Below are 19,832 nucleotides of genomic sequence, written 5' to 3' on the forward strand. Positions count from 1 at the left end.
ACCCCCGATTGACATTATATAATAATATCATATCATATATAATAAGATGATACAGACTGGAAAAATGATATTGTAAGCATGATGCGGATTGTAGATTGGAAATAATACAACTAAAGAATACTGTGAAACGAAGAAGGTATGATAGATGATATCGAATTCAATTATTGATATGGATGCAACAGAGATTGCTGAAAAAATTAAACAAGGTGAACTCACAAGTGTTGATACTGTTAAAGCTTATATCAATCATATTAAAAAGGTGAATCCTCATATTAATGCATTAGTGGAAGAGCGCTTTTCCGATGCTTTAAATGAAGCAGATGAGCTGGATCGAGTGAGTCTCAATGGTAAAAATGCCGGACCATTACACGGGGTACCGATTAGTGTTAAAGAATCATTTCATGTTACAAATATGAAAACCACTGCTGGTTTAGTCCATCGACAGGATTTAATCTCGAGGGATGATGCTGCAGTCATTTCCAGACTAAAAGCTAAAGGGGCAATAATTTTAGGTAAAACCAATACTCCTACCCTTTGTTTTAATCAAGAGACCGAAAATAAATTATATGGTAGAACGAATAATCCTTGGGATGTAACAAAGACTGCTGGTGGTTCAAGTGGCGGTGAAGGAGCTCTATTAGCTGTTGGCGGTTCCGCGGTTGGTATCGCCTCTGATATTGGTGGATCTATTCGAATTCCTGCGCATTTTAATGGTGTCGTCGGTTTTAAACCTGGAATGAATCAAGTTTCAGCAGAAGGACATTTTCCTTTACCTAGTAATCCTATTCAAGAAAGGATGTTTGCCGTTGGGCCGATGGGAAAATCAGTTCGTGATATGCGATGGATCTATCAAATTATTTCAGATAAGCCAATTCGAACAAAATATTTGCAATCATTTAAAATAGAAATTTTGCCTAGTAATATGGGCTATCCTTTATCAGATACAACAAAGGAAATTCTGAATGAGATCGAGTACCTTTTGGAGAAATCTGTATCAACGAAACGAACAGTGCCTCCATTTTTTGATGATACTGCACAAATTTGGCAGGACATCATTTCCATGGGAGGAAGTGAATTATTGGAACAGGAAGCATACAGCAATGACCGTTCCAATATTTTTAAGGCATTTCTAAGGGAGAAACTTACGCAAAGAACAACCATTCATCCTAATTTATCCCGTGCAATTATCGCTTCAAAGATGTTCAAACCATCAGCGAAACGAATACGAGAAGTGAAGGAGATTCTTCAGCAAGGTGATATTCGATTAACAGATTATATGCATAATCGAATTTTAATTTTCCCAATCTATCATTCAAGCGCGCTGAAGCATGGCAAGGTTTATCAGGAAATATTTTCATTACGCAAGACGTTTCTAGATGTCATGCCGTATGTTGCCTATGCGAATGTTTGGGGATTGCCTGCTCTATCCATTCCTGTTGGGATAGATGAAAATAATATGCCTATCAGCATTCAGTTAATGAGTGCAATCGGTAATGAGGATATATTATTTCGCTTAGGAAGAATTCTTGAGAAGAAATTTAAGGGCTATTCCCGATGTAAAGACTTTGATTAATAACTAAATAACAATCATAACATTTCTCATTCTGCAAAAGCTATAATGCTCAAAACGTTAAGGAAAGGATGTTTGTTATGATAAAAAAGAAAAAGAACTATACCGATTTTCAAAATGTAGTGGCAAATAAAAATAATGTCGTTCCAGAAGAATTTCCTGACGGTGCATTTGGTTCCGCTAAGAAAGAAAAAGGAAATCCTGCCAATAAAAGCAAATGAAAATAAACAGCCACCGTTCCAAACGAAACGATGGTTGTTTATTTTGTAACCTTCTTTATGACAAAATACGCACAGCCGAAATTGCAGTATTCATATAAGTAATCATCCAATGTATTGATTTGCATATCAATCGCAGCCTTTGGATGTCTGTCTCGATAAAACCCTTTTAATCGAAGCTGATCATAACCCCAGTCCCCAACGATATAATCGTACTTCGCTAATATATCTGAATAACGTTCTTTTAAAGCTGTTTCTTGAAAGCCATTCTTAATATTCTCCACAATTTCATAATGTTTTCCATGTAACTCGATCAAAACCATTCACCCCTATCACTGCTATTAGTTTACCATAAATATATTCAAGTAACTAACAATAATTTGATGCATGATTTTCGTAAGTAAACAGCAAACTATAGACAAGGACAATGAAAGAGATAGGTGATTGAATTGAACTTGTTACGGGTTCTGTTTATATGCTTATTATTGGTCATAATGGCTACTTCAACGGCTAATGCTGAGGAGGAGTCGATTTATGACCAGCGTATGGCATTATTTAAAAAAATTGAAACATTAACACAAATACCGTGGTATTATTTTGCTGCTATCGACAATTATGAACGTAATATTAAAGATAGCAGTGAGCCTGAACAGGTAATTTCCATTACTATACCATCGGAAATTTGGTTCGGAATTGGCAATCCATCCTCTAATATAGATGAAAGAGCTATTTCACTTTTTAATGGAAGTGGAAGTGACGGAAATGGCGATGGACAAGCCGATCCAACAAATGCTGAAGATATATTACAAACAACGGCAAATCTACTTTTAGAATATGGACAAACAGAGGATGATATTAAGATCGCCCTTTGGAATCATTATCAGCGAGATCTCACAGTTCAAACGATAATGAACACAGCGAAGGTTTTCGAAACATATCAATCGATCAATTTAACTGATCGCGATTTTCCTGTATCGCTTCAACATAATTATAGCTATAGAAATACATGGGGAGCTCGCCGCGGATTCGGTGGGCGGCGAATTCATGAAGGAACAGATATTTTCGCCGGTTATGGAGCACCAATAAAATCTACTACCTATGGAGTAGTTGAATTGATGGGGTGGAACTTGTACGGTGGTTGGCGCGTCGGAATTCGTGATATATACAATATTTATCACTATTATGCTCATATGAATGGCTATAGTGAAGGACTGAAAGTTGGACAAGTGGTCAAACCTGGAGATGTTCTCGGTAGTGTTGGTTCCAGTGGTTATGGTCCTCCAGGTACCTCGGGTAAATTCCCACCACATCTGCATTACGGTATGTATAAGGATAATGGATATAGTGAGTGGTCATTTGACCCCTATCCGTATTTAAAAAGATGGGAAAGAATGGCAAGACAGAAGAAAAATTAATGAACCGGTCCCCGTCAAATAAACAGGGACCGGTTCATTCCATTGTAAATATGTTTATATTATGCTGAAGTTTTTCTAGCCAATAAGAAATGCTGTACAAAGACTGCTATTGCTAGTAGCACGACCGAAACGAATAGCGCAAGGACTACTTGATTGGTAAATCCAATCACTAAGAAACCAATTGCTGCAATAATCGCTGCCATAATTGCATATGGAAGCTGTGTCAACACATGGTCCATATGGTTCGAGCCCGCCCCAGTGGCGGAAAGTATCGTCGTATCAGAAATTGGCGAACAATGATCACCAAATACAGAACCTGAAAGGATAGCTGCTAGAGCAGGTAAAAGTAATTGGCTATCCGTATGCATCATTATTTCAACACCGATTGGCAGCATCATACCAAATGTTCCCCATGAGGTTCCAGTTGCTAGAGACATCAATAGAGTAACAGCAAAGAAAATGAGAGGTATGAAGCTGACATTAATGGACGCATTATTTACGACCTCTGCTAAATAAGCTCCTATTTCCAGTGTGCTGATGATTGAACCGACCATCCATGCTAATAGTAAAATATTAATTGCGGGCAGCATTGTCTTTAATCCCTCAACAAATATTTTCCCAATGTTTTCCCGTGGCTGTTTTTGTGAAAAGTGAAAGATTGCAGATGTTAATACAGCCATTAACCCACCAATAAATAATGATAAATTTACATTCGTATTGGCAAAAGCTGTTATTACGCTTGCTTTTCCTTCTGTAGCTTGTATTCCTGTAACCAGCATTGCAACAATTGTTGCAACAAACAGCATGATAATCGGAACAATTAAATGATATACTCTTCCATTTTTATTTGGCTCAAATACATCACTTAAATCCCCAGGCACATTATTTTGGTTTGGATCCAATAGCTCTCCGGTTTGGACAGCTCTATCTTCATGTGTTCGCATTGGACCAATATTAAAATTAAAGATTGCCACAATAAATACAAGTAAGACTGCTATAATTGCATAAAAATTAAGTGGAATCATCATGATAAATGCTTCAATAGGCTGCATCGATGTTATTCCATTAGCAGCAAATAAACCACCTAATATACCAATAATATACGCACCCCAACTGGAGATTGGTGATAATACCGTTATTGGCGCTGCCATTGAATCAATAAAATATGCTAGCTTCGCTCGAGAAACCCGATGACGGTCTGTCAATGGCCGAGCAATTTGTCCAATCGATAAACTGCTGAAATAATCATCAACGAAAATAATGATGCCAAGTATTCCTGTCATCACCTGTGCACCAGCACGAGTTTTTACTCGTTTGATCATCCACTCACCAAACGCTCTGCTCCCGCCAGATGCTTGCAGGAACGCCGTCATAATACCTAGTAAAAACAGGAAGACTAACAATAGTACGTTCCCCCAATTAGGCGAGCCATCTACAAAAAATATTTGATAAAATACAAGCCAAACTTCCTTCATTGATTCCACTATATTAAAATCGTGAATAAATAAAGCTCCAACGATAATTCCTGTCCCTAATGATAAAAGAACCTTTCTTGTCACTAATACGAGAATTAACATAATAAGTGCTGGTATTAGTGCATAAATCGTACCTTCCATTTTTTCCTACCTCCGTAATAATCTTGATGTATAGAGGGAGATTCTAGATGAAATAAACTGGACTAAGTATAGAGCTTCACAGCGCACAAAAAAACAATGACAGAAAATAACCATCATTGTTCCTACAATATACGTTATCCTCCATTTCGATCAGTAGTTCCCCACACTCTTTGTAAAAGCATGACAGTATATCCCTTATTTAAAGATACACCAGCAATAATAAGATTGACTCTTATTACGCTTCGGCAAGCAACCCTTTTATCAACAATCATCGTTGTCATTCTCCTGTTGATTACTAATATTACTTGCACCTCTACCTCACCGATCTGATAAGGTCATATTCAATTTACAGTATTACTATACTAGATTATTCATTATTATTCAAGTCTTCTTTTGGAATTGCAATCGAGGGACCACCGCCATCTCCACCATAAAAGTCTGGAACCTTGCTCATGATTGCCCCACCATCAATATATATTTCTTTACTTACCGTGTGTACTTCGGTTGTAAACGGGATAATAATTTGAACGTCGGCCTCTATTTGTAAATAAAGGGAGAGCCATGCACCATTAATCCCAAAGTCCTCTGTTTCCCGTTTAAAATTAGTTCTTACACTGCCAATTACTTCTAAGTTCACTGGAATCTTCGGTCCTAAATTAGCTAGTACAGTGTTCCTTGTAACTTGCCCTAACGGTATTTCAACAAGGGTGGGATCCTGCTCTGCCCGACTATCTACAGCCCCACTATATTCAGGTATTTCCTCTAATGGATAATCAAATTCATATGGTTCACCCCTATTTACATAAAGAAAAAACTCTTCAACCCTCTCTGTCGCACCGCGGTAAATTTCATTCATAATAACTGGATTATAACTATAAACTGCAGGATGTCCCGCTTCATCGTACGAAATTTCCACTAGTTCTTCAAAGCTATAATCTTCTGCGAATTGAACTGCCGAATTAATGGCACGTGTGGCAAATTCATCTGTCTTCATCTCAGCAATTTCCATTAAGGTAGGTTGAATTCCTTTATCAATAATCCAGATGCTTAACATGATAAAGAACAGGAATAAGATTATTGTAATTACTAAGATCCCTTTGGCTGGAGGCGATCCACTACTTTTTTTACCGAATCTTCTTCGCTGTCTAAACATAAAACAATCCCCCCTAAAAAAAGCTTATGCTTGTTTCAAGAGGGATAGAATTAAAATTCCGTTTCCATTTAGAACACTGATCATTACAATAGTCATTCTCTACTAAAAATAAAATGCCTCCCAAATATGGAAGGCAATAAATTTAAGATATGTTAACGAGCGCATCTCTACCGGTCATGCCAACTTCCCAGCCATAAGACTTGGACGCATCTGTAATTTTTTCTAATGGTGCATTTAATAATTCTTCAATGGTTCTTACGCCAACTGCTCGACCAGCGATTACCTTCCGTTCCATTAATTTCGGAATTTCATTAAAGATGTCGACATCCAGTGCTGCACACATAATATACCCGATGTCATTCGAGATCATTAATAAATTCGTTTTTGGTAGCTCTACTGTAATCGCTGTGAAAAACATACCTTCAACCTCTAGGGGATTCACCGTGATCATGAGTAAAAATGCCTCCTTTGCAAGATACACTATATCTGTATGCAGGAGGCCCGCAGATTGTCACTCAAGTGAATTCACAAGCTTCACATTGCAAATTTATTCTTTAATGTCACTGCTAATAAGTCGCGTAAGAATTCAGGTAGAAAATAGTGTTTCGTTTCAGATCTTGCAATTTCCGGCAGTAATCGTCCAAATGTAAAGGTATCAGCAGTTGCAACAGTATATGTCTTTTCCATATCAAATGGAATGCCACCATCAAATACTGCATCTACTACATATTCTTCACCATTATCATGAAAGTCGGTTTCAACCTGTATTCCCGAAAACATCATCCTGCCAATGACTTCACCACGGAAACCAAATCCTTTTAGTTTTAATTCCATGAAATCCTTCGTAAATGCCGCTCGTATCACTTCTAATAATTCATTACCACGAAGCTCAACTACTACTGGATTGATTGGATGTGGACATATACGGTGCACATCCCCATATGTAATATCTCCTGCTGGTAGTTGGTCGAGAAGCAATCCCGCATTCAACATTGCACAATCGGCCATCGTCCAGTCTTTTAATGTATTCGTTAATTCCTTCACAATTGCAGTATCCTGGAACCACTTTACTTCAATTGGCTCTTTAAGATGTACTATCGGCTTCCCTAATTGTTGGTCCGCCTTCATTTGCATCTGGAATAATGTTTGCTCCGTCATTAAATCCTTAGGTACCTCCGTAATATCTGTTGCATAAGCTTCTTTCTGCACAAGAAACCGCTTTTCATGATCCCAAGTCAAAATAACTTCACCTATAAAGAGGCTGTGCTTCCCTGCTGCAGTTATCAATGTTTGATTAATATTTTCACCTGTTCGAAGCAGATGATGGGTATGCCCGCCGATAATCAGATCAATATCCTCATATCTTCTAGCGATTTCCTGGTCCTCACTAATGCCAAGATGGGATAATAGAATGATAATATCTGTTGATTGCTTTAACACTTTCACATAACTATCCAGTGCCTCGTATTGAGGAGAAACATGCCAATTTAATAAATCATAATAGTCATTAAATGGAGCGGTTAACCCTATTACACCTATTTTCACACCACTATCCGTTTCAATTATTCGATTTCGTTTTAGCCAATCAGGTTCCTGCTGGTCCATACTATGCAGATTCGAGCATACAACGTCAAAGTTTGCTTGATCATAAAGATGATGTAGATCATCATGTGATAATGTAATTCCTTCGTTATTACCAAGTGTCACAAGGTCATACCCTAACTCATTCATAAGTTTTATATTTGCTCTGCCCATCGATGCTTCAGATATAGGATGAACGCGATCAACATGGTCACCGATGTCAAAGATCCAATATTGATCACCATGTGTTTCCCTTGTCGATTTTGCTTCTTCCAAAAATCCAGCCACCCTTGGCCATTGTTCAAAATTGCTATGAAAATCATTTGTATAATAAATAAATAATTTCTCTTCCATTCGTCATGCTCCTTATGCAAGTCCTTGAAAAACCATCCGAATACCGATAATAATTAGCAGTATACGTAATATCCACTCCAGTATTTTGCTAGGCAGTCGCTGATTTAACCATGCGCCTAATCTGCCGCCTATCCATGCACCAGGTATAAAGAATATTGCGTACTCCCATGTAATATTCCCCAATACTAGATGTGTCGCCGAACCAGCTATACTAACAAAGAAAATCATAAACATTGAGGTCGCTGTGGCAATATGTGCTGGGACACTAAATAAAAGGATCATTGCTGGAACAATAATTGATCCGCCACCAATACCAAATAAACCCGATAAAATCCCTACAAAGAGGGAAAGAATAATAGCGCTTAGTATTGGAATACGATAATGATAGGTTATTCCATGTAATGTAAAGGATCGCACCCCAGTTGATTCCGGATTCAATTTGAAAGCAGACCTGTCCCTTTTAATAAACATTAACAACGAAATGACAATCATTAAGATGCCAAAATAAAGCAAAAACACATCTGCATTAATAAATTGATTTAGCCAAGATCCAATAACCCCGCCAGGAATACTCCCAATTAGAAACAACAATCCTGTTTGGTAGTCAATCCGTTTGCCCTTTACATATGCAAGGGTAGAGGATAAACCAGTGAATATCATTGTAACCAATGATATACCAACAATTGCCTGTGGTGTTGCCCAAGAGAAAGCTTCAGAAATACTTTGCATGAAAAATAGGCTCGGTACTAGAATAATTCCGCCACCTATTCCTGCCACAGCACCAATAAATGCTGTCATCATACCAATTAATAAACAAATAAGAAATACCAAAAAGCAACCCTTCGATCAATTTTCTTATAATAATAGTAGCATTATTTGTTCGTGATTCCAATAAATTGAAACTTCTTAGAATTGGGGATTCTGACTTATCGAAGGTTGTACTAAAAAATAGAGAGTACTTTGATTCATGTTTTTTCTAATACAAACATCTTAGTTGAATGAATTTTTAAGATAAGATAAGCTTTAATAGAAGATGTGAGTTAGTAATTGAACAAAAGAACCGTATAATATTACTGATGATAACAATAATACAAACGCTGAATATAACGTTATTCAATGTTACTATAAATGATAATGTGAGGTAGTAATAATGAAACTTGTTGGAGTATCAGGTGCGCTTGCTGGTGAAAAGACTTCATTAGCTGTTCACGATGTTTTAATCGCAGCCAAACGTCGAGATCCATCTATAACTACGGAATTAATTGATCTAAGGGAGTATCAGGTTGAATTTTCTGTTGGGCAGCCGATAGCTCTTTATAATGACGATACCATGAACGTCGTGAAAAAAATCATGTCCGCTGATTTCCTAGTATTTGGCACACCAATTTATCAAGCATCTATTTCAGGGGCATTAAAGAATCTTCTAGACCTTCTTCCTGAAAATGCCTTTAAATACAAAGTAACAGGAATCATAGCAACAGGATGGACTAACAAACATTTTCTAGTGCCAGAATATCAGCTAAAGCCTGTTCTTTCTTATTTTAAAGGTTTAATCCCAACAGGAAATGTCTATATCCATAATAATTCCTTTAATGAAGAAAGTGATGAAATTATCAATCAAGAAGTGTCTGAAAGAATTGAAAGACTTGCTGAGGAAATGATTTATTTGCAAAGAGGGATTAATAATAGATAATAACTTCTGATTTTCTTATTTTAAGCAATTGAATAGAACAGTCGTGACATGGAAGATTATCGCAAAAAAACCTCGATGCAAAATTCTGTTTCATCGAGGTTTTTAATTACTTATCAAAGTGACGTTTCGTTAGAACTAATACATCTTAAACTCAATATTAGGCGCAGAGCATATGAATAAACTTTGTCTTTATCTTAATACTTGCTAACAACTTAGTTACCTTTACTGCATGCTTTACCGAAAAGCTCAAGCAGGTTGAGCATATCGGTATCTGCAGCATACAATTCTTCCGGATGGAATTGCAGTCCAAGAATGAATTGATTCTTATCTCTGGCTTCTACAGCTTCAATCGTCCCATCTTCTGCTGTAGCAGCTACTCTAAGCGAATCAGCCAATTCATCGATTGCCTGGTGGTGCTTACTGTTGACCATTGCATCATTAACCCCTAGCAATTGATTTAAATGACAGTCCTCACTTATACTTATTTTATGGCTAGGCAATTTACGGCTGGTTTTCTGATTATGGGAAAAAGCACTTTCTTTTGTCTCAATGTTCTGTTTCATAGAACCGCCAAGTGCAACATTAATCACACCTAGACCACGACAGGTACCCAAAATAGGAATTCTTTTCTCTACTGCATACCTTACGAGGGGCAGCTCCATTTCGTCTCTCGCAATATTTGTTTTCTGTAATTCTTCCAAAGGTGATTCATTATAATTGGATGGATTGATATCTTCCCCACTGGCAAAGATAATGCCATCACAAATATTAACATATTCCTTGGCAATTTCTTCATTGGCCACGGGAAGAACGATAGGTATGCCGCCTATTTCAATCACTGTTTTAACATATTGATGGTTCGTTTGAACAGATGGATTTACTTCACCTTTAATCTCTATATCAAGGATTGTACTTGTTATTCCAATAATAGGTTTATTCATCTTCAAATCCCTACCCCTTATCTGTATTCTATTTGTTTTATTCTTTTAAAATCTTTAAAAACATATTTCGTACATTTATATCAATTTCCACTAAAACGTATTAATGAAACATATTTTCATCTTTAATAGATAAACTTATAGTCTTTTGTTGGTAAAATTAGTTAAATCAGCAAAATCAAATCATACCAAATTATTCAAAAAAAACCTTGATGCATAATGAATGCATCAAGGTTTTTTAACTCTTCATCCAATTGAACCTTCCATCACAACTTGACTATTTTCGATTTTCATTTAACATCATAGTAATTGACCCTTGAATTGTATCCGCACCACCTTAAATAACAGTATGTTGTACTATATTTCACTTCTTTAAGTACTGTTCAGGTCGTTTCTCTCTATCTAAAACATTATCAGAATCTAGTAAATCTATTAATAGATGGCCAGAATTTCATTTGATTCTTCCTTTACCAACCTCTCTAAATATTGTAGTATGGTCTCCTCTCCCAAGAACAAGAGTTGTTAATAATCAAAGAATAGAAGATCAAGCAAGAGCTTTTGAAGCTAATGTTTTACACCAATTAAGAGATGCTAACGGAATTATAGTTTCTGGAGAACGTGCTACAAAGGCTGTTGAGGGGGCCCAGTATATGGAGAGTTCACTAATACTTTACCATTCGATAGAACCCCTACATCAAATACAGGTGAACTTTGGGTTTACACTAGAAGGGCTAAAGATGGTAGTATCCAAGATTTGGTGAAAACAAAAGTCTATTTTTAGAAGAAGTACCTCTATATTAATACGAACGAAAGACTAACAATTCAAATTAAAGAATTCATTAATTGTTTGACTAATTTTAGACCCCAAAACACCAGGCTTTTAACCTAGTGTTTTGGGGTCTAAAAACTATAAAAGCCCTCTTTTGCGAAATCCCAGTGCATTTCTTTTTTTATGTCTTAAACCGCAAGCCAATCTCAGCTTCCCCTAGAGCAAGGATAATTTCCATTCAGCTCACAAAACTATCCCAATAGAATTAAAAGAATGGGCATAATAAAAATCTTCTAAATGTTCATTCCACCCCCTCCCCGCTGGCTCTCTATTGATAATTTTATTGTAAATTTTATAAAACTCCACAAATATAAGAGACAGATAAGAGTTTTGTGAATAAAATATTAAAAATTTGAATGCCTTATAAAAAATAGTTATGGAAATAATTTATTAACTATTTAAATTGGTTTTCACCTGAAGGATTGATAGTCGATTTAAAACTTAGATGGAGGGGAATTATGCGACAGCTACTTGTATTTTCGTTTATCGGATTTTTGGCTCAATTGATTGATGGTTCGCTTGGGATGGCTTACGGGGTGACATCCACTACATTATTACTCACCTTTGGAATCAGCCCAGCAATTGCATCTGCTTCGGTTCACTTATCGGAAGTTGTTACAACTGCTGCATCTGGTGCATCTCACATTAAATTTGGAAATGTAGATAAAAAGATGGTTTATCGATTAATCATTCCAGGGTCCATTGGGGCTTTCCTCGGCGCTACATTTTTAAGTAATTTACCAGGTGATCTCGCTAAACCTTATGTATCATTATTTTTATTACTGCTTGGTGCTTATGTATTAATTCGTTTTCTTTTTATTTACAATGCTAGTGAAGAGAAGAAAGAGAGCCGATTGTCCACTAAACAATCCGTTCCACTGGGCTTAATTGCAGGATTCTTTGACGCAACTGGCGGGGGAGGCTGGGGTCCAATTTCTACACCTATACTTTTAGCGAAAAAAGGAATGAGTGCACGAAAGGTAGTCGGAACCGTTGATACAAGTGAATTTGCAATTGCAGTTTCAGCAACTTTAGGATTCTTCATCTCCCTTGGATGGAATGCAGTAATTTGGCCATGGGTTATCGCCCTAATGATTGGCGGTGTAATTGCTGCACCAATCGCAGCGTGGTTAGTTCGAATATTCCCAGCACAATTAATGGGTGTACTTGTCGGTGGATTTATTATATTAACCAATGCAAGAACAATCCTTACTACTTGGGTTGAAAATGAAGCATTATATCCAATTTTTTATAGTGTCATTTTCATTGTTTGGGTACTAGCAATTACCTATTCAGTGGTCAAGATTAAAAGAACCAAAGTTCAAGAAAAACAAAAGGATTCTTAAATAGGATGCTCGATTCTTTATCAAAAGCAAGTGTAATGAATCAAATTTATTATTACTGGATTTCTTGACTTTCAAATGCTTCAACCCTAATCTGCTATAATAATCATTGGATCTGCTAAAAAAGGATGATTCTATGAATATTGACAGCTTAAAAATGTTTTGCTTAGTAATTGAAGAAGGTAGTATCAGTCAAGCAGCGCGGTTAAACAATGTCTCGCAACCAGCTGTGACAAAACAGATTCATCAGATGGAAAATATATATGGAACATTATTATTTGATCGTATAAATGGGAAATTAAAGTTAACAGAAGCAGGTCATGCTCTCTATCCTTATGCAAAGGAAATTGTAAAGGAATTTTCCCGTTCCAAAGAAACCGTTCAACAAGTTATAGGAAACAATGAGCAGAAACTTAGCTTAGGAGCTTCCCTAACCATTGGAGAGTACCTCCTCCCTGAGTTATTAGGGAAATTTAAAACGGAATACCCTAATATGAATCTTTTATTAAATATTGGTAACACCCCCTCCATATTAGAGAAGCTCGAAAATGATGTAATTGATATCGCTCTCGTAGAAGGGGCTGTTGATAATAATAGCTTCCAAACAATAAAATTTGCGGACGATGAATTAATCTTTATTTGTCCATATAATCACCCTTGGAAACAGCGCATGAATATTGAACTTCAAGATTTAATTAAGGAACATCTGATTTGGCGCGAGTCTACATCAGGAACACGGGTGATTATCGAAAAGGCGCTTGAGAGATATGGCGTCCTTGACAAAATCGAGAGCTATATGGAGTTAGGAAGTACTCAAGCCATTAAGAGTGCCGTTGAAGCTGGATTAGGAATTAGTATTTTACCAAGAATCACGGTCGCAAAAGAATTAAAACACAATGAGCTTTGTGAGGTAAAAATTCAGGATTTTAAATTAGATAGAGATTTATGGTTAGTACTAAAACCAACAAGGTTTAGCAGGGACAATGTAGAAAAATTTAAAAATTTTATTTTATCTACGGATGGTTGAGAAAGTCTCTAATTACTGCATTAAATTTTAAGGAAGGTAATAAATGGACCATACAATATCAGCTTCTTCGGCTACTATTATTGTATGGTCCATTATTCGTTATACCTATAAAATAATCTAATATTAAACCCTTGCCAAAAACATTGGCAAGGGTTTTGTGTATGTTATCCAATAGAGCCTTCCATTTCAAACTTAATCAGTCGATTCATTTCAACTGCGTATTCCATTGGAAGTTCTTTTGTAAATGGTTCAATGAAGCCCATTACAATCATTTCTGTAGCTTCTTGTTCAGATAAACCTCTACTCATCAAGTAGAATAATTGCTCTTCTGATACTTTAGAAACTTTCGCTTCATGCTCCAAAGAAATATTATCATTGTAAATTTCATTATATGGAATTGTATCCGATGTTGATTCATTATCTAGAATCAGTGTATCACACTCGATATTAGAGCGAGATCCATCAGCTTTACGTCCGAAATGTACTAATCCACGATATGAAACCTTTCCACCTTGCTTGGAGAACGATTTGGAAACAATCGATGAAGATGTGTTTGGTGCTAAATGATACATCTTAGCTCCTGCATCTTGCACTTGTCCGCGCCCAGCTATCGCGATTGAAATTGTGTTTCCACGTGCACCTTCACCTCTTAAATGAATGGCCGGGTATTTCATTGTAAGTTTAGAACCAATGTTTCCATCAATCCATTCCATCGTACCATTTGCATCAACTACCGCACGTTTTGTTACTAGATTATACACGTTGTTTGCCCAGTTTTGAATCGTTGTATAACGGCAATAGCCATCTTTCTTAACAATGATTTCTACAACCGCACTATGAAGTGAGTTTGTAGTATAAACTGGTGCCGTACAGCCTTCAACATAATGGACAGATGCACCCTCATCAACAATAATTAGGGTTCTCTCGAACTGTCCCATGTTTTCTGAGTTAATTCGGAAATATGCTTGAAGTGGTGAAGTTGCCTTCACACCTTTTGGTATATAAATGAATGAACCGCCAGACCAGACAGCCGAGTTTAATGCAGAGAATTTATTATCTGAATACGGAATAACGGTTCCGAAGTATTCTTTAACAAGTTCTTCATGCTCTTGTAATGCAGTATCTGTATCCAAAAAGATGATTCCCATTTCTTCGAGGTCTTCTTTAAGACTATGGTAAACTACTTCCGATTCATATTGTGCTGAAACACCAGCTAAATATTTTTGCTCGGCTTCAGGTATACCTAATTTATCAAATGTTTGTTTGATTTCATCTGGTACTTCATCCCAAGTTTTCCCTTGTCTTTCCGATGGTTTTACATAGTATACAATTTCATCGAAATCTAATCCTTCAAGGTCTCCACCCCATTGTGGCATTGGTCGGTCGTAGAAATGCTGTAATGATTTCAAGCGATAATCCAACATCCATTGAGGTTCATTTTTCATTTTGGAAATTTCTTCCACTACTTTACGAGTCAGCCCTCTTTCTGTACGAAAGACGGAAACATCACGGTCACGAAACCCATACTGATATTCTTCTATTTCTGGTACATTCTTTGCCATTAATAAAACCTCCCTTAGGTATTTACATCTGAAGCGAACGATACCCCGTTCTTCTTCCGATTATCTTACCCTATTCCTCACGAACACCTTTTTCCATTGCCTTCCATGCCAGTGTTGCGCATTTTATTCGTGCCGGAAACTTTGATACACCCTGTAATGCCTCAATATCACCAAAATCCAATTCATCCGTATCCAGCTCTTTACCAAGCATCATATCTGAGAATTGATGTGACATCGTTAATGCTTCATTAACTTTTTTCCCTTTTACCGCTTGCGTCATCATTGATGCAGACGACATACTGATTGAGCAGCCTTCTCCATCAAACTTCGCATCCTTGACAATGCCATCTTCCACTTGCAATTGCAATTGAATCCGGTCACCACAAGTAGGGTTATTCATGTCAATCGTTACTGCATCACCAGCAACGACGCCACGATTTCTAGGATTTTTATAATGATCCATGATTACTGTTCTATATAGCTGATCAAGGTTATTTAAAGACATTCCCAAAATACTCCTTTGTTTTCAAGAGTCCAGCAACTAAACGATCAATATCTTCTTCTGTATTGTATAAATAAAAGCTTGCCCTAGCTGTTGCCGTTACATTGAGCCATTTCATTAATGGCTGTGCACAATGATGGCCTGCCCGTACTGCTATACCTTCTGCATCCAGTACTGTTGCAGTATCATGTGGATGTACATCATCTAGATTAAATGTAACGAGTGCCCCGCGATGCTCTGGTCCGTAAATGGTTACACCCTCAAGTTCACTTAATTGCTCCATCGCATAATGAGCTAATTTCTTATCATGCTCCAGAATATTATCCATACCAACTTGATTTAAAAAGTCGATTGCAGCACCAAGCCCAATAGCTCCAGCTATGATTGGAGTACCAGCTTCGAACTTCCAGGGAAGCTCTTTCCAAGTTGAATCATATAAATTAACGAAATCAATCATTTCGCCACCAAATTCAACTGGCTCCATTTCTTCGAGCAATTCCCTTTTTCCATATAATACTCCGATTCCAGTTGGTGCACACATCTTATGTCCAGAGAATGCATAGAAATCACAATTCAATTCCTGCACATTCACTGCCATATGTGGTGCTCCTTGTGCACCATCGATTAAGATGACCGCACCTTTCGCATGCGCAATTTCTGCAATTTCCTTAACAGGATTAATTGTTCCTAATACGTTTGACATATGCGTAATAGCAACAATCTTTGTTTTATCTGTAATTGTCTCTTTCACATCGACAAGAGAAATCGTACCATCTTTTTGCAATGGGATATATTTCAATGTTGCTCCTGTAGCTTTTGCCGCTTGCTGCCAGGGAATAATATTACTATGATGCTCCATTGGTGTAATGACAATTTCATCACCAGCAACTAAATTTGCTCGAGCATAGCCATATGCCACTGTATTAATCGATGTGGTTGTACCACGAGTAAATATAACTTCAGCCGCACTGTTTGCATTAATAAATTGGCGAACTTTTTCTCGTGCACCCTCATATTTATCAGTAGCTCTTGTCCCTAGCGTATGAACACCACGATGAACATTCGAATTATCTTGGCGGTAATAATCATTAACCGCCTCTATAACTTGAATTGGCTTCTGTGATGTCGCTGAGGAATCAAGATATACTAGCGGATGTCCATTCACTTCCTGATCTAAGATAGGGAACATTTGACGAATGGCATTTATATCCATTAGTATACTTTCCTTTCAATTACCTGTTTCAATTGATTCTTAACCGATTCAATTGGTAATTGATCCACTACTGGTGCTAAGAAGCCGTGAATAATTAGACGTTCTGCTTCTTCTGTTGTTAAACCACGACTTTTAAGGTAGTACATCTGCATCGGATCAACTCGTCCAACAGATGCCGCATGTCCTGCTGTTACATCGTCCTCTTCAATTAAGAGAATTGGGTTCGCATCACCACGTGCATCTGGGCTAAGCATCAACACTCGTGATTCTTGTTCAGAGTTTGCCTTCGTACCGCCATGCTCAATTTTACCAATTGCATTAAAGATCATGGTTGCTTTTTCTTTCATTACACCACGCTGTAAAATAAATCCATCTGTAGCCTTACCATGCTGATCAATGCTCGCTGTAAAGTTTTGGATTTGTTTTCCACGACCAACGGATACTGCATTTGCTTTTGATGTAGAACCGTCACCGATTAGATGTGTAATATTTTCTGATACAGTATTTCCTTCATTCATTTGGCCAAGTGCCCAATCGATTGATGCGTTTCGGTAAGCTACCCCACGTCGATTCACATATGACGTAGTTCCAGCTGCGAAATTATCTACTGCACCAAATGAAATAGAAGCATTATCCAATGCAATCACTTCTGTAATAATGTTTGCTACAGTTTCTTGTTCTTCATTATTTGAAATGTAGTTTTCTACATATGTTAGTTTACTATTTTCATCTGCAACAACGATAACATGGTTCACTAAAGCTAATTCCGGGTCTTCTTGCCAGAAAATAACTTGAAGTGGATCCTCTATCTGCACATTCTTAGGAACATATAAGAAAGCACCACCATTGAATAAAGCAGCATGCAATGCCGTTAGCTTATTTTGATCCACTGACACAGCATCTCTCATGAAATATTTTTCAACTAATTCACTATGGTTAGCTAGTGCAGTGAAAATATCAGTAAACACAACACCTTTTTCTTGTAATTCTTTGCTCAATGTCGCGTATGCAACAGAATGATTACGTTGAATTAACAAGTTTTCGGGGATGTTTTCTTCATCAAAATATTCCTGAATTTCTTTTGGTAAATCGTTAATAGAAGTAATTGCTTCGCCTTTTGTATATTCATGTTTAAAATTACTGAAATTCCATCTTGTAATTTTTGTTTTATCAGGCTTTGGCATTTCTAATACTTCTGCTTGTTCAAGCGCTTGAAGACGCAATGTTTTTACCCATTCTGGTTCATTTCTATCTTTAGAAAATTGCTCGATATATTCTTTATCATAAGGAAGCTTCGTTCCGACAGTCATATTACCCCTCCTAACACTTACGCATTTTGTTCTACAGATACTTCTGTGTCTTCGATACCTAGTTCTTCTTTAATCCATTCATATCCTTCTGCTTCTAAGCGTTTTGCTAGTTCAGGGCCACCTGATTTCACAACACGACCTTGCATCATTACATGAACATAATCTGGTGTAATATAGTTAAGCAAGCGTTGGTAGTGTGTAATCATTAAGCAACCGAAGCTTTCACTACGCATTTTGTTAATTCCTTTAGATACAATCTTAAGTGCATCAATATCCAGCCCTGAGTCAATTTCATCAAGGATAGCAATGTTCGGTTTAATTTGCAGTAATTGGAGTATCTCATTTCGTTTCTTTTCCCCACCAGAGAATCCTTCGTTTAAGTAGCGTGTTGCCATGTTTTGATCAATATCTAGAAGGTCTAGATCTTTATCCAATTCTTTAATAAATTTCATTAACGGAATTCCGTCGCCCTCTTCACGTCTTGCATTAATTGCAGAGCGTAAGAAGTCAGATGTTGTTACACCGCTAATTTCACTTGGATATTGCATTGCAAGGAATAGACCTGCACGTGCACGTTCGTCCACTTCCATTTCCAATACATCTTCACCATCAAGTGTAATGCTTCCTTCTGTTATTTCGTATTTTGGATGACCCATAATCGCTGAAGCTAGTGTTGACTTACCAGTTCCATTCGGTCCCATGACTGCATGGAATTCTCCACCCTTTATTGTAAGGTCTACACCCTTTAATATCTCTTTATCCTCAATTGACACATGAAGATTCTTAATTTCTAACACTGATCCTGCCATTACAAAACCTCCAAATACTAATATATTTTATGAAATGAATTTTACATCCATTATCAATCTATTCTCATTATAATCTTATAGCAAATCAAATTAATTATCAACATATTTACAAATAACGTCAAATAAAGGTTTTCCTTGCATTTTAACCCTTTATTCTTTATTATTCCTTCATATATAATATAATCACTTATATAGTATAAAATTATTGCGTAATCGATAATTATAATAAGCTAATTGATAACAGATGCATGATTTCTTCCCCAGAGAGAATACCATAATTTCCTTGATTATTCAAAAATGCTGATGCTCTTTAAGAGCATCAGCATTTCTTTGTTCAATGTTTACATGTGGATGTTACTATTTACTTCGGCGGCTAAAACTTTGCAATCATGATAGTCCTTTTCTCGTCTTTCTTCAACCTCAAGACGATTGACTAACTTCTGTTCATACTCTGCATAACTCATATGATGTGAATGATGCATTGCTTTTTCCATTTCTGATGTGTACCTCAGACCATTAATAGTGAACCATCCTCTCAAATATTGACTACATGTAAAATGGTAACATAAAGATGGCTCTCAAGACAAAATCGAAATGGCGCGATGTCGTACAATATCGCTTACTCTCATCAAGTTTGACTGATACTATATAGGAATTTCGTTTAATTTCGGCTATTTTCTAAAGAATACTCTCGAATCC

20 protein-coding genes and 1 riboswitch are annotated in these 19,832 nt (G+C 36.9%); of the genes, 7 read left to right on the forward strand and 13 right to left on the reverse strand.

Features of this window, described 5'->3' with window-relative positions:
* Positions 1 to 145 precede the first annotated feature (145 nt).
* Entirely contained in the window at positions 146 to 1,573 is a 1,428-nt protein-coding gene (locus CUC15_RS13445; protein WP_114917149.1) for an amidase, read from the forward strand.
* Between the two features lie 77 nt (positions 1,574 to 1,650).
* Positions 1,651 to 1,791: a hypothetical protein gene (locus CUC15_RS20100; protein ID WP_162800318.1), complete on the forward strand. Its 141-nt coding sequence runs from the start codon at positions 1,651 to 1,653 to the stop codon at positions 1,789 to 1,791.
* A gap of 38 nt (positions 1,792 to 1,829) precedes the next feature.
* Here the strand turns inward: CUC15_RS20100 and CUC15_RS13450 are convergent, their stop codons facing one another.
* Positions 1,830 to 2,105 (reverse strand): YutD family protein, encoded by a 276-nt coding sequence (locus tag CUC15_RS13450; RefSeq protein ID WP_114917150.1) that lies wholly within the window; start codon positions 2,103 to 2,105, stop codon positions 1,830 to 1,832.
* Between the two features lie 177 nt (positions 2,106 to 2,282).
* Between CUC15_RS13450 and CUC15_RS13455 the strand changes: the two genes are divergently transcribed.
* Positions 2,283 to 3,203 (forward strand): M23 family metallopeptidase, encoded by a 921-nt coding sequence (locus CUC15_RS13455; protein ID WP_114918459.1) that lies wholly within the window; start codon positions 2,283 to 2,285, stop codon positions 3,201 to 3,203.
* Positions 3,204 to 3,262: 59 nt separating this feature from the next.
* On the opposite strand, the gene CUC15_RS13460 is transcribed toward CUC15_RS13455, so the two are convergent.
* The 5 genes from CUC15_RS13460 to CUC15_RS13480 all read right to left on the reverse strand — a co-directional run bounded on the left by CUC15_RS13460 (position 3,263) and on the right by CUC15_RS13480 (position 8,738).
* The gene (locus CUC15_RS13460; protein WP_114917151.1) at positions 3,263 to 4,819 is read right to left on the reverse strand and encodes a Na+/H+ antiporter NhaC family protein; all 1,557 of its coding nucleotides are present in this window, start codon (positions 4,817 to 4,819) and stop codon (positions 3,263 to 3,265) included.
* Positions 4,820 to 4,965: 146 nt separating this feature from the next.
* Positions 4,966 to 5,143, reverse strand: a riboswitch (Lysine riboswitch).
* A gap of 43 nt (positions 5,144 to 5,186) precedes the next feature.
* Positions 5,187 to 5,972 carry a sporulation protein YunB gene (gene yunB / locus CUC15_RS13465; RefSeq protein WP_114917152.1) on the reverse strand — a complete coding sequence of 262 codons (786 nt, stop codon included), beginning with the start codon at positions 5,970 to 5,972 and terminating at the stop codon, positions 5,187 to 5,189.
* A 142-nt stretch (positions 5,973 to 6,114) separates the two neighbouring features.
* On the reverse strand, positions 6,115 to 6,423 hold the full coding sequence (locus CUC15_RS13470) for a YunC family protein (RefSeq protein ID WP_114917153.1): 309 nt from the start codon (positions 6,421 to 6,423) through the stop codon (positions 6,115 to 6,117).
* 83 nt (positions 6,424 to 6,506) lie between these two features.
* The gene (locus CUC15_RS13475) at positions 6,507 to 7,907 is read right to left on the reverse strand and encodes a bifunctional metallophosphatase/5'-nucleotidase (protein WP_114917154.1); all 1,401 of its coding nucleotides are present in this window, start codon (positions 7,905 to 7,907) and stop codon (positions 6,507 to 6,509) included.
* Between the two features lie 12 nt (positions 7,908 to 7,919).
* Complete coding sequence (locus CUC15_RS13480; RefSeq protein ID WP_114917155.1) at positions 7,920 to 8,738, reverse strand: sulfite exporter TauE/SafE family protein; 819 nt, start codon at positions 8,736 to 8,738, stop codon at positions 7,920 to 7,922.
* Between the two features lie 319 nt (positions 8,739 to 9,057).
* Here CUC15_RS13480 and CUC15_RS13485 point away from each other — a divergent pair, with 319 nt between their 5' ends.
* Positions 9,058 to 9,600, forward strand: coding sequence for an NADPH-dependent FMN reductase (locus CUC15_RS13485; protein ID WP_114917156.1), 543 nt, complete (start codon positions 9,058 to 9,060; stop codon positions 9,598 to 9,600).
* Between the two features lie 212 nt (positions 9,601 to 9,812).
* On the opposite strand, the gene CUC15_RS13490 is transcribed toward CUC15_RS13485, so the two are convergent.
* Positions 9,813 to 10,541, reverse strand: a complete 729-nt coding sequence (locus CUC15_RS13490) for a gamma-glutamyl-gamma-aminobutyrate hydrolase family protein (RefSeq protein WP_162800320.1) — start codon at positions 10,539 to 10,541, stop codon at positions 9,813 to 9,815.
* A 452-nt stretch (positions 10,542 to 10,993) separates the two neighbouring features.
* Here CUC15_RS13490 and CUC15_RS20860 point away from each other — a divergent pair, with 452 nt between their 5' ends.
* From CUC15_RS20860 to CUC15_RS13505, 3 genes are all read left to right on the forward strand, one after another.
* Positions 10,994 to 11,299, forward strand: coding sequence for a Gmad2 immunoglobulin-like domain-containing protein (locus tag CUC15_RS20860; RefSeq protein WP_162800321.1), 306 nt, complete (start codon positions 10,994 to 10,996; stop codon positions 11,297 to 11,299).
* A 526-nt stretch (positions 11,300 to 11,825) separates the two neighbouring features.
* Positions 11,826 to 12,713 carry a sulfite exporter TauE/SafE family protein gene (locus CUC15_RS13500; protein WP_114917159.1) on the forward strand — a complete coding sequence of 296 codons (888 nt, stop codon included), beginning with the start codon at positions 11,826 to 11,828 and terminating at the stop codon, positions 12,711 to 12,713.
* Between the two features lie 133 nt (positions 12,714 to 12,846).
* Positions 12,847 to 13,737: a LysR family transcriptional regulator gene (locus tag CUC15_RS13505; protein ID WP_114917160.1), complete on the forward strand. Its 891-nt coding sequence runs from the start codon at positions 12,847 to 12,849 to the stop codon at positions 13,735 to 13,737.
* 164 nt (positions 13,738 to 13,901) lie between these two features.
* On the opposite strand, the gene sufB is transcribed toward CUC15_RS13505, so the two are convergent.
* From sufB to CUC15_RS20110, 6 genes are all read right to left on the reverse strand, one after another.
* Positions 13,902 to 15,299, reverse strand: coding sequence for a Fe-S cluster assembly protein SufB (gene sufB, locus CUC15_RS13510; RefSeq protein WP_114917161.1), 1,398 nt, complete (start codon positions 15,297 to 15,299; stop codon positions 13,902 to 13,904).
* Positions 15,300 to 15,369: 70 nt separating this feature from the next.
* Positions 15,370 to 15,804 carry a Fe-S cluster assembly sulfur transfer protein SufU gene (gene sufU / locus CUC15_RS13515; RefSeq protein WP_114917162.1) on the reverse strand — a complete coding sequence of 145 codons (435 nt, stop codon included), beginning with the start codon at positions 15,802 to 15,804 and terminating at the stop codon, positions 15,370 to 15,372.
* Entirely contained in the window at positions 15,791 to 17,014 is a 1,224-nt protein-coding gene (locus CUC15_RS13520; RefSeq protein ID WP_114917163.1) for a cysteine desulfurase, read from the reverse strand. The genes sufU and CUC15_RS13520 overlap by 14 nt, the downstream gene beginning before the upstream one ends.
* Positions 17,014 to 18,324, reverse strand: coding sequence for a Fe-S cluster assembly protein SufD (gene sufD / locus CUC15_RS13525; protein WP_114917164.1), 1,311 nt, complete (start codon positions 18,322 to 18,324; stop codon positions 17,014 to 17,016). Before sufD ends, CUC15_RS13520 begins: the two co-directional genes overlap by 1 nt.
* A gap of 17 nt (positions 18,325 to 18,341) precedes the next feature.
* Complete coding sequence (gene sufC / locus CUC15_RS13530; RefSeq protein ID WP_114917165.1) at positions 18,342 to 19,133, reverse strand: Fe-S cluster assembly ATPase SufC; 792 nt, start codon at positions 19,131 to 19,133, stop codon at positions 18,342 to 18,344.
* A gap of 341 nt (positions 19,134 to 19,474) precedes the next feature.
* Positions 19,475 to 19,672, reverse strand: a complete 198-nt coding sequence (locus CUC15_RS20110) for a YuzK family famiily protein (RefSeq protein ID WP_162800238.1) — start codon at positions 19,670 to 19,672, stop codon at positions 19,475 to 19,477.
* Between the last annotated feature and the right edge of the window lie 160 nt (positions 19,673 to 19,832).

This window comes from Oceanobacillus zhaokaii (genome assembly GCF_003352005.1).
Classification (GTDB): Bacteria; Bacillota; Bacilli; order Bacillales; family Amphibacillaceae; genus Oceanobacillus; species Oceanobacillus zhaokaii.